This is a genomic window from Oleiphilus sp. HI0043 (assembly GCF_001634935.1).
The window spans coordinates 1-1,021 of sequence record NZ_LWEY01001745.1; the positions used below are offsets into that span (position 1 = coordinate 1).

The window sequence follows — 1,021 nt, forward strand, 5'->3', positions numbered from 1 at the left end:
ACGCAGCAACCGAAAATCTCCAAGGATCCGACGCGACTGATCCCGCGTATGGCGGATGAGCTGACCCTTCGGTTACACGAGGTCAGCGAATACTTGGAACGTTCGGACAATCGGGACGTGATACTGCGCCCGAAAGGCGGCAAACACCTTTGGCGGTTGCCTACAGCCAGTAAGAAACACCTGGTGAATAATCCGTTCTTCCAACAAATGAGAGCGATCAGCGTTGCCGATGTCTTGCGCGTGGTGGATCAGGATACCGGATTCATTGACGACTTCGAGCATGTGCTGGGCATGAACTCGAAAAGCCGTCAATACGAAGTGGACCTGTTGGCGATCTTGATCGCCAATGCCACTAATCAGGGCATCTATGGCATCGCTCAGATCTCCGATCGGACCTATGATCAGCTCAGCACTATCCAGGCGAACTACCTTCGGCTGGAAACCCTGAATGCGGCCAATGACCGTATCAACAACGCTACCACACGACTGAGCATCTTCAAGCACTACAACATCCAGGATGACAGTCTGCATGCCAGTGCCGATGGTCAGAAGTTCGAAGCCAAGCGCGAGACGTTCCGTACACGGTATTCCTCAAAATACTTCGGTACCAGCAAAGGCGTCTCGGCGGTCAGTCTGAATGCCAATCATATGGCCATCAATGCCCGGGTTATCGGCGCCAACGAACATGAATCCCATTACATCTTTGACCTGTTGATGAACAACAGTACTGAGATTATCCCGGACATGCTCTCAACTGACACTCATGGGGTAAATCATGTGAACTTTGCCTTGCTCGATCTGTTCGGTTATCGGTTCGCCCCCCGATATGCCCGGGTTGGCAAGGTCATCAATGAGCTGTTCAACATCACCGAAGACGAAAATCAGCGCGTGAAACTATCGTTGCGCAAGCCGATCAACACGAAACGCATCATAGACCACTGGGACACCATCCAGCGGATCGCAGTCTCTCTAGCCCAGCGGAAAACCAGCCAAGCTACGTTGGTGCGTAAACTCTCCGGCT

General features: G+C 52.5%; 1 protein-coding gene. It reads left to right on the top strand.

All coding sequences use genetic code 11. From position 1 onward, the window contains the following. Positions 1-1,021: Tn3 family transposase (locus tag A3729_RS26705; protein WP_156498157.1), on the top strand; the 1,021-nt coding region annotated here is incomplete at both ends.